This window comes from Psychrobacter sp., from assembly GCF_036731945.1.
In the GTDB taxonomy this organism is placed as follows: Bacteria; Pseudomonadota; Gammaproteobacteria; order Pseudomonadales; family Moraxellaceae; genus Psychrobacter.
Genome location: NZ_DAINDI010000065.1, coordinates 8,439 through 17,155 on the forward strand (window position 1 = coordinate 8,439; position 8,717 = coordinate 17,155).

The 8,717-nt window shown below is 42.9% G+C and carries 9 protein-coding genes and 1 pseudogene; 5 read left to right on the forward strand and 5 right to left on the reverse strand.

What is annotated here, in order from left to right; genetic code table 11:
* The 3 genes from V7D75_RS11900 to V7D75_RS11910 form a co-directional block, all read left to right on the forward strand.
* Nucleotides 1-181: c-type cytochrome (locus V7D75_RS11900; RefSeq protein WP_442968964.1), on the forward strand; the 181-nt coding region annotated here is incomplete at its 5' end.
* A gap of 271 nt (nucleotides 182-452) precedes the next feature.
* Nucleotides 453-1,595: a hypothetical protein gene (locus V7D75_RS11905; protein ID WP_333614731.1), complete on the forward strand. Its 1,143-nt coding sequence runs from the start codon at nucleotides 453-455 to the stop codon at nucleotides 1,593-1,595.
* Nucleotides 1,595-1,981: an RnfH family protein gene (locus V7D75_RS11910; protein ID WP_333614732.1), complete on the forward strand. Its 387-nt coding sequence runs from the start codon at nucleotides 1,595-1,597 to the stop codon at nucleotides 1,979-1,981. The genes V7D75_RS11905 and V7D75_RS11910 overlap by 1 nt, the downstream gene beginning before the upstream one ends.
* Nucleotides 1,982-2,003: 22 nt before the next feature.
* Here V7D75_RS11910 and V7D75_RS11915 read toward each other — a convergent pair whose 3' ends face one another.
* A complete protein-coding gene (locus V7D75_RS11915; RefSeq protein ID WP_333614733.1) occupies nucleotides 2,004-2,423 on the reverse strand; it encodes an outer membrane protein assembly factor BamE in 420 nt (139 codons plus the stop codon).
* Nucleotides 2,424-2,736: 313 nt separating this feature from the next.
* Here V7D75_RS11915 and fur point away from each other — a divergent pair, with 313 nt between their 5' ends.
* The gene (gene fur / locus V7D75_RS11920; protein WP_068406404.1) at nucleotides 2,737-3,171 is read left to right on the forward strand and encodes a ferric iron uptake transcriptional regulator; all 435 of its coding nucleotides are present in this window, start codon (nucleotides 2,737-2,739) and stop codon (nucleotides 3,169-3,171) included.
* A 125-nt stretch (nucleotides 3,172-3,296) separates the two neighbouring features.
* Here the strand turns inward: fur and V7D75_RS11925 are convergent, their stop codons facing one another.
* Both V7D75_RS11925 and V7D75_RS11930 read right to left on the reverse strand, forming a co-directional pair.
* Entirely contained in the window at nucleotides 3,297-4,418 is a 1,122-nt protein-coding gene (locus V7D75_RS11925) for a PilT/PilU family type 4a pilus ATPase (protein WP_144297410.1), read from the reverse strand.
* A gap of 159 nt (nucleotides 4,419-4,577) precedes the next feature.
* Nucleotides 4,578-5,633: a type IV pilus twitching motility protein PilT gene (locus V7D75_RS11930; protein WP_333614734.1), complete on the reverse strand. Its 1,056-nt coding sequence runs from the start codon at nucleotides 5,631-5,633 to the stop codon at nucleotides 4,578-4,580.
* Between the two features lie 355 nt (nucleotides 5,634-5,988).
* On the opposite strand from V7D75_RS11930, the gene V7D75_RS11935 reads away from it, so the two are divergent.
* On the forward strand, nucleotides 5,989-6,753 hold the full coding sequence (locus V7D75_RS11935) for a YggS family pyridoxal phosphate-dependent enzyme (RefSeq protein ID WP_333614735.1): 765 nt from the start codon (nucleotides 5,989-5,991) through the stop codon (nucleotides 6,751-6,753).
* A 92-nt stretch (nucleotides 6,754-6,845) separates the two neighbouring features.
* Here V7D75_RS11935 and V7D75_RS11940 read toward each other — a convergent pair whose 3' ends face one another.
* Together V7D75_RS11940 and V7D75_RS11945 are read right to left on the reverse strand one after the other, a co-directional pair.
* Nucleotides 6,846-8,123, reverse strand: a complete 1,278-nt coding sequence (locus V7D75_RS11940) for a hemolysin family protein (RefSeq protein WP_144297413.1) — start codon at nucleotides 8,121-8,123, stop codon at nucleotides 6,846-6,848.
* Between the two features lie 295 nt (nucleotides 8,124-8,418).
* Nucleotides 8,419-8,717 (reverse strand): annotated as a pseudogene (locus tag V7D75_RS11945) (NAD+ synthase); the annotation flags it as partial.

Here is an 8,717-nt window from a genome sequence, read left to right on the forward strand (position 1 = left end):
TGCTACCCAGCTAAAGCTTTTCCGTGCTGCCGGACGCGTTGATGATATCGATAGCGATGAGCAAAAACGTGTTAACGATGCGGAAAAAGAAGGCGAGATGGGTATGATGCAGATGGTTGCGGCAAAACTGTCTGATCGCGATATTCGTATCTTGTCAGATTATGTGAGCGCGATTCACTAATCTGCTACCTAGGTAGCGGCTCGCACTTTGACGCGCTTAGTGAGATTATATAATAAGTGAAGCAATTTGCTGCCGCCGTTATGATTTAGCTCTTAAACCCCGATTTCGGGGTTTTTTTATAACTGTCAGTCCTTATATAATTCTCATAAGCTTTGCTAACCCTTATGAGAATTAAGCCGCTTTTATATGACGCTATCATAGAAAATATAGATATCTATCAGTGCTTTATAGCCTTAACTATTATTCACTTTGAATCGCTTGGATTTAGATTATGATGATTCGCTATGCTTCTTACTTTATCGCCGCGCTGCTACCGCTATTGTTATTTCGCTGGTTTGCACCCGCATCTATAGGCGAGATTGACTTTTGGTTGCTGTGGCTGTTGGCGATGCTACTGGTCTCTCTGCCCGTTGTGTATGCGGAAATTGCGTTGGCTTATCGTAGCGCTGAAGCACCGTTAGCAGGTATGCAAAAGCTTACGCGCGAAGCCGATGCCAGCACCTTTTGGCGCAGTTTTGGGTGGCTCGCGGCACTGGTTTCTATCCTCATTGCTGCGCTTGTCATATCGGGAGCAAGCACCGGCATTTTAGCCGCTTTGACGGAGCTCAATAGCGTACCTAATGTACCAAGCTTTGCCATTGCTGCAGGATTGATGGTCATCGCCGTTTTATTAAGCTTACTCGGCGTGGCGCCGTTACCAATTGGCTTGGGTTTAATGCTGGTTGGTCTATTATTGGGTGTGGCCAACGGCTTGCCAAATATCGCTTTTGCTATGACCGATGTCAGCTTAAGTGAATGGGCACGAGCAGTGGCTTTGGCGTTAGTGAGCGTCGGTGCGGGTACAGGTTTATACTGGTTTGGTCAAAACTTAGTGAGCAAGCAAGCGGTCACGGCGGTAGGGGCTGATAATCACAATGCGCAAAAAACCACTGGTAATAGTGCCGCGCCAGCATATCGCGCAACCAAGCTGGTGTTACCGATTTGGATATTACAGCTAGTCGTTGGTGTGGTCGCTTTATTTATCAGCGGCATGGCACTGCCACCAATCGGGCAGTTACTTTATTCGGTTGGGGTACTGTTTGTGGCCAGCTATTTATTACATTATAGCTCTCAGCAATTGGCGCACAGATTTGGTTTGCTAGTCAGCGTGGTATTAACGTTTGTGCTAGCGCTGCTGTTAGTCGTCGCCATACCGACCAATTGGCTAGTCGGTATCTTGGTGATTATCAGTAGTATCGCCGTGCTGTTATTGTCCGTCTTTGCTGGTTGGCAGATGAAAATCAGCCACTTGCGTAAGTCTTTAAACTTTGGCAATGAAGCCTTTTATAACTTATGGCGGGTGGCGATACGCCTAATTGTGCCGCTGGCATTATTGTTAGCATTAATCGGTTGGGTGATGCAGTGGTTAAGCTGATGACCGCTGTTAACCATAGTACAGCTGATAAAGATGAGGTTAACGTTAACCCAGCTCAGACTGAGCAGACTGATTTGATAACAGTATATCTGGCGTATGCAGAAGAGGCGGTGCGCCAGCATTATCAAACTGTTCAAGTCAGTCAGGGCACAACTTTGTATGAGGCCTTGGCTCAGGCAGGTTGGCTAAAACAGTTTGAAGAGCTAGCAAGCTGGTGCGAGCAGGTTGCCAATACGACAACGCCAACGGCTAAGCGTTGGCATGTGGGAGTATATGCGCAAAAGCAGCCGCTAAACTATAGATTGCAGCCGTCTGATCGGATAGAGGTTTATCGCAGCTTAAGCGCTGATCCTATGTCTCAGCGCAAAAATAAATCTCGCAGCTAGTCGTTAGAAATTTCTATCAGATTTATGATGCTGGTAGGCTATCGATACCTTCAATGCGGGTCACTATACCATTATCATCGAAATAAACAATCAAGTGCTGGCTGGCATTTTTGACATCGGCGATACCTTGGCGGCGACCTTCTGTTCCGGCTTTATAATCGTAAATATAGTCCCAGCGTTTTGGCGCGAGCGTGTCTCTGATTGCTGGGCTACCAAGAATATAAAGCACCTGATTTTGATTCATACCTACTTGCACTTTTTGCGCTTGCGCTTGGGTAATAGCAGTGCCTTGGGGCAAATCAATCTTATAAACACTCAGTAATGAGCAGCCAGACATAGCCACAGTGGCACTGAGCATAGTCGTCATGGCAATCTTACGTAATGCGTTTGCAGAGCTTAACGAACGAAAATTAAAGGTCTTTATCATGGTAAAATGACTCATAAAAAATGGGTTAGGCGCTGCTAAAAACCGATAATGGGGGTCTTGCAGGCAATCTTGCACAAATGATACGTCATTTACTTGCAATTGCCTACCACTTACGACATTATTTACCAAGCGCTATCTTGCTGCCTTTATTATTTATATTTTAAATTCAAACACTTGGCAGTGATTTTTCACAAAAAAATGCTCTGCATAATCGCTCATTTTTTATTGTTTTTATATTTTATCAGCACTTATTATTAACTATTGATGTTTATTTAACTCCTGTTTTTTGAATTCATTTGCTAAGACTTTCATAGTCAGAAGGGATATTATGGCTTCTTTTACCAATCAAGATTTACGTAAAGCGGGTTTAAAGGTAACGTTACCACGTATCAAAATTTTAGAGCTGCTTGAAAGTGCAGAGCTGCATCATATGAGTGCTGAAGAGGTATATAAAGCACTGATTGATCAAGGCGAAGATGTGGGGCTAGCAACCGTTTACCGCGTATTAACCCAGTTTGAGCAAGCCGGTATCGTTGAGCGCCACAACTTTGAAAACAATTTATCAGTGTTTGAGATTACTCAAGAAGAGCATCATGACCATTTGGTTTGTGATGTCTGCGGCAAAATCGTCGAGTTCCATAACAAAACCATTGAAGAAGAGCAGACCAAAGTAGCGGCAGAGCATGGCTTTAAGCTATCTGGTCATTCTTTGGTGCTGTACGGTATTTGTGATAATCAAGCTTGTAGAGACAACGCTAAGTAAGCGTTTTAGAAAACGATTATTTGATATTGATAATCTCTAAAAAACTGTTAATTTAATAACTATAAAAAGGCCCTCACATTTGATGAGGGCTTTTTTATGGGCAAATTTAACCAAATTGAGCTGGTTTAAGTAATATCTAACGATAAACTATCGGCGCCTTCATCTAAGTTGACGTTGCCACTTTTGCTGCTTAGTTTAATTTTTAAGCGTAAATCGTTAGGGGAGTCAGCGTGGAGAATGGCTTCTTTATAAGTAATTTCACCATTTTCATATAAATCAAACAGCGCTTGGTCAAAGGTTTGCATGCCGCTATCACGTGAGCGCGTCATCACATCTTTGATTTCGTGCACCTCACCTTTACGGATGTAGTCGCTGATCAGCTGTGAGTTTAATAAAATCTCAATAGCAGCGCGGCGTCCTTTACCATCAGGCGTTGGAATTAATTGCTGAGCGATAATAGCTTGCAAGTTTAAGGATAAATCCATAAACAACTGATTATGGCGACTGGTTTCAAAAAAGTGAATGATACGGTCAATCGCTTGGTTGGCGTTATTGGCGTGTAAAGTGGCAAAGACCAAATGCCCTGTTTCTGCGTATTGAATCGCGTAGCTCATGACTTCGCGGTTACGAATCTCACCAATCAAAATCACATCAGGCGCTTGGCGCAAGGTATTTTTAAGACCTGCTTCAAAAGAATGGGTGTCGATACCGACTTCGCGCTGGGTAATGATGCAACCGCGGTGCTTATGCACAAACTCAATCGGATCTTCGATAGTAATAATATGACCGTGTGAATTCTGGTTACGATGGCCAATCATCGCAGCAAGTGTGGTTGATTTACCCGTACCCGTCGCGCCAACCAACAAGATAATACCGCGCTTTTTCATGGCCAGCTCTTTTAGCGCTGGGGGCAGGCGCAGCTCTTCGACGGTAGGGATTTTATTTTCGATTTTCCGTAAAATCATCCCCGCCATGTCGCGCTGAATAAAGGCACTGACCCGAAAGCGCGCTTGCTGTGCCTGATCTGAAATCGCAAATTGGCACTCGTTGGTTTCGTCAAACTCTTTTTGCTGGCTTGGTGTCATCACTCCTTTAACCAATCTCATGGTTTGCTCAGCGGTTAACGGCGTTTTACCAACGGGCAAAATTTTGCCATTGATTTTCATGGACGGCGCGACATCAGCAGTAATAAAAAGGTCAGAGCCGTTTTTATTAATCATTAATTGTAAAAGCTTATCAATGTCCATAACGTACCTACATTTGGAATATATAGATTAAAATTGCTGCAATAAACTTTTAAAGCGGGCAATAACAACCGTTCAAAATAACTAAAGCTAAGGAAAAATGTCTGTCTATAACTTTAACAAAAATTTATGTTAAAAATTTTAAAGCAATGTAAACCCTTACTAAATAAAGGCTTCAGGCTGCTTGGCATAAGGGCGAGCGACATCTTTACTAATGGTACCTTTTGAAACCAAGTTTTTAAGCGTTTGATCAAGGGTAATCATGCCTTCACCTGCACCAGTTTGGATAGCAGAATACATCTGCGCGATTTTATTCTCACGTATCAAGTTACGAATCGCAGGCGTGCCTAGCATGATTTCATGGGCAGCAATACGTCCACCGGTTTGGCGACGTAGTAGCGTTTGTGAGATGACCGCTTGTAGCGATTCTGAAAGCATCGCCCGAATCATATCTTTTTCGGCTGCAGGAAAGACGTCAATGACGCGGTCAATGGTTTTGGCAGCAGAGCTGGTGTGCAAAGTACCAAAGACCAAATGCCCTGTTTCTGCGGCAGTCAATGCCAAGCGAATGGTCTCAAGGTCACGTAACTCACCAACGAGGATAACGTCTGGATCTTCACGTAGGGCAGAACGCAATGCTGGCTCGAAACCTAAGGTATCGCGGTGGACTTCGCGTTGGTTAATCAAGCTCTTTTTAGACTCGTGGACAAATTCAATCGGGTCTTCAATGGTTAAAATATGCTCTTTACGGGTTTCATTGATATAATCAATCATGGCAGCAAGCGTGGTAGATTTCCCTGAGCCCGTTGGACCCGTGACCAGTACCACACCGCGTTTAAAGTCGGATACCCGTTTGAATACTTCGCCCATACCCAAGTCTTCCATGGTGAGAACTTTAGAGGGAATGGTCCGAAAAACAGCGCCAGCGCCGCGGTTTTGGTTAAAAGCGTTAACACGAAAACGTGCTAGATTTGGAATCTCAAAAGAGAAGTCGGTCTCAAAGAACTCTTCAAAGTCAGCGCGTTGCTTATCATTCATGATGTCATAAATAAGCTGATGCACCACTTGATGCGTCATTTCAGGCATATTAATACGGGTCATCTCACCATCGACACGAATCATCGCTGGCATACCGGCTGAAATATGTAAATCCGACGCTTTGTGCTTAACGGTAAAGCGCAATAAGTCTTCGATGCTTAAATTATTCTGCTCAGCCATAATTGGATATTCCTATCAATAAATAAAAATGAGCCAAAAAGTGCGTAGAATGGATAACGAACTTTCATTCTAAAATGCCCTTTTAGTCAATCATCTTAAAATGAGGCAATCTTAATTGTTACGATTAGTAATCTTTTCGGTAGCATATGTTAGACCACGTAACAATATGATAACAAGACTGCTGCTATTTAACCATCTACTATATGCATAAAATGTAAAAATAGTCCGAATATTTGTTGTTTCGTTAATAGGACGTTAATACTAGCTTCCTCTCGGAGTATCCATTACTTAAATTCATATTTTCTTCTGTTGATAATTCTTAAATTAATTGCCTAATTCCTTCTGTGAGTTTTTTATGAACACTACCTCTACACCACAAACTAACGCTACGAGTTTAGCTGATAAAAAAAATAATGAAGATAATTTTGATGCGTCAAAATTGATTGCAAATTGGCAGCAAGTAAGCGAGCAGGTGGCGCACGCCTCTGTTCAAGCGACAAGGCAGAAAGACGAGGTCACTTTATTAGCAGTGTCTAAAACCAAACCTGCTGAGATGATTGCGACGTTAGCTCGTCAAGGGCAGCATGATTTTGGTGAAAACTACTTGCAAGAGGCTATTGAGAAAATACAAGCTTTACGACTACAGCCGGACTGTGAACCCGTCGTTTGGCATTATATTGGCAGTATTCAGCGTAATAAAACCCGTGATATTGCTGAGCATTTTGATTGGGTGCAAACGCTTGAGCGTGAGATTATCGCCAAACGTTTAAACGAACAACGCCCAGCTGAGCTGCCAGCGCTTAATGTGTTGATACAAATCAATATTGATAACGAAAGCAGTAAGTCAGGATGTTTGCCAGCTGAGCTGCCAGACTTGATAAGCGCGATTAGAGATTACGAGCGCTTGCAATTACGCGGGCTGATGATTATTCCAGCGAAAGCCAATACTGATGCTTTTGCTCGCACCAAGCAATTATTTGACAATATCAAGCGAGAATATCCGGAATTACAGCAGTGGGATACGCTGAGTATGGGCATGAGTGATGATATGAGCGCCGCGATTACCAATGGTTCTACGATGGTACGCGTCGGCACGGCGATATTTGGGGCGCGTACCTGATTTCTGTATTCTTATTTAACCCATTAATTGAGGGTCAAACTCTTTAAATTTATACGGTTATTTATCGTGAAATGCACTTTAAAATGCAGCTTTTACAAAACTTTTTCTTCAAGTTTGGTGACAAGTAGCTGGGTAATTTTCAGATTGTCAGTTGCGATAATCTCAAAACGATAGTTGGCGTATTCGATGGTATCGGTTTTCTTAGGGATTTTGCGCAGCATATACATCATAAAGCCGCTGATGGTTTCATAGTTTTGACTGCGCGGTAAATTAACGATATCGAGCGCTCGAACCACATCTTCAATGGGCGTCATACCATCGATAAGCCAAGAGTTATCGGTGCGCTGTACGATAGGCTGCTCCTCAACTGTGACCAGCTCGCCCATCACAATACTCATTACATCACGCAGGGTAATGACACCAACTACCAAGCCATATTCATTGACGATAACGGCAAAGTCAGCGCCGGTCGATTTAAACATCTCTAAGACTTCAAACAAAGACAAGGTATCGGGTACAAATAACGCCGGTTTTAACAGCGCTTTGTCAGTTAGGCTGACTTCTTGTTGATTGAGCACCAAAGCTAGAAAGCTGCGCGACTCTACATAGCCGATAATTTGCTCTAAATCGTCTTCCTCACAGACCAGAAACTTATTGTGTGGCTGGGCAATCATGACCTCAACCACTTCTTCGGTGCTGGTTTTGCTATCAAAATAGACGATATGCTCACGCGGATTCATGACCGAAGTAACGGTACGTTCTTGCATCTCAAAGATATTTTCAATCAAATGATGTTCTTGTTTTTTGATCACACCAGCTTCTGCGCCCGCATCCATCACCGCATAAATGTCTTCTGGCGTCATGTCATCTTGGCGCGTGGTTGAGATACCAAAAAATTCAAAAATCAGGTTTGCTGCGCCATCAAAGACCCAAATAACTGGCTTAAAAATAAATGTCAGCGCCATCATAGGGCGTACTAGCCGCACCGCAAAAACTTCTGCATTAGACATCGCCAAACGTCTGGGCATCAAATCGGCAAGTAGAGAAAATAAGCTGGTAATCACGACGAATGAGATAACCGATGACACCGCTTCATTCTTAACCAACAGCTGTAAATACGGGCTAATCGCCGACTCACCAACCGCACCTGCTGAAATGGCGACGGCATTCAGCACAACTTGCACCACCGTAATAAATCCGCCAGGATTTTCTTGCATATGCAGGACATCAAGGGCGCGGACTTCGCCTTCTTTTGCCATGATTTGTAGCTTAATCTTGCGACCAGCAGCGATAGCAATTTCTGCCCCAGAAACAAAGGCACTCAAAGCCAGTAATAATAAAAGAAAGATACTAGCGGTTAGCAAACTCATGACGGACTCGGATAACGATAGGTAGGGTAGTTAAATTGAAAGTAGTTGAAATATAGAAAAGTAGAGAACCGGGTTTAATTATTTATTCAAAGAGTTTTATATAAAGAAAACTTTATCAATAAAAACTAAAAAAGCTGGGTAAGTACCCAGCTTATTATAAAACATTCTGATTATATTATATCAAATTATATAGAAACGTAAAGTTATTCAACCTTTTAGCCTTTATCTAAAGGGTAGTGTATTCAGACTACAGAGACATCTAAAAGATTGGAATAGCAACTTTAGTCGTTGACGCTTAGCCTTTTATCGACCATTTATTGACTAAAGGAAAACGGCGTTCACGGCCAAAGGCTTTATGGCTGATTTTAGTCCCAATCGGCGCTTGAGCACGTTTGAATTCGCTATTATCAACCATTTTAATCACCTTAGCGACTAAATCGGCATCAAATCCTTTATCGACAATATCTTGATAGCCCATATCTTCGTCGATATACGACATCAAAATTCCATCTAGCACGTCATAGTCTGGCAAGCTGTCTTGGTCTTCTTGATCAGGACGTAGCTCAGCCGATGGCGGACGTATGATGACGCGCT

Coding starts and splice junctions, on each gene's coding strand:
- V7D75_RS11905 (WP_333614731.1), top strand. CDS start 453: ATGATGATTCGCTATGCTTCTTACTTTATCGCCGCGCTGCTACCGCTA.
- V7D75_RS11910 (WP_333614732.1), top strand. CDS start 1,595: ATGACCGCTGTTAACCATAGTACAGCTGATAAAGATGAGGTTAACGTT.
- V7D75_RS11915 (WP_333614733.1), bottom strand. CDS start 2,423: ATGAGTCATTTTACCATGATAAAGACCTTTAATTTTCGTTCGTTAAGC.
- fur (WP_068406404.1), top strand. CDS start 2,737: ATGGCTTCTTTTACCAATCAAGATTTACGTAAAGCGGGTTTAAAGGTA.
- V7D75_RS11925 (WP_144297410.1), bottom strand. CDS start 4,418: ATGGACATTGATAAGCTTTTACAATTAATGATTAATAAAAACGGCTCT.
- V7D75_RS11930 (WP_333614734.1), bottom strand. CDS start 5,633: ATGGCTGAGCAGAATAATTTAAGCATCGAAGACTTATTGCGCTTTACC.
- V7D75_RS11935 (WP_333614735.1), top strand. CDS start 5,989: ATGAACACTACCTCTACACCACAAACTAACGCTACGAGTTTAGCTGAT.
- V7D75_RS11940 (WP_144297413.1), bottom strand. CDS start 8,123: ATGAGTTTGCTAACCGCTAGTATCTTTCTTTTATTATTACTGGCTTTG.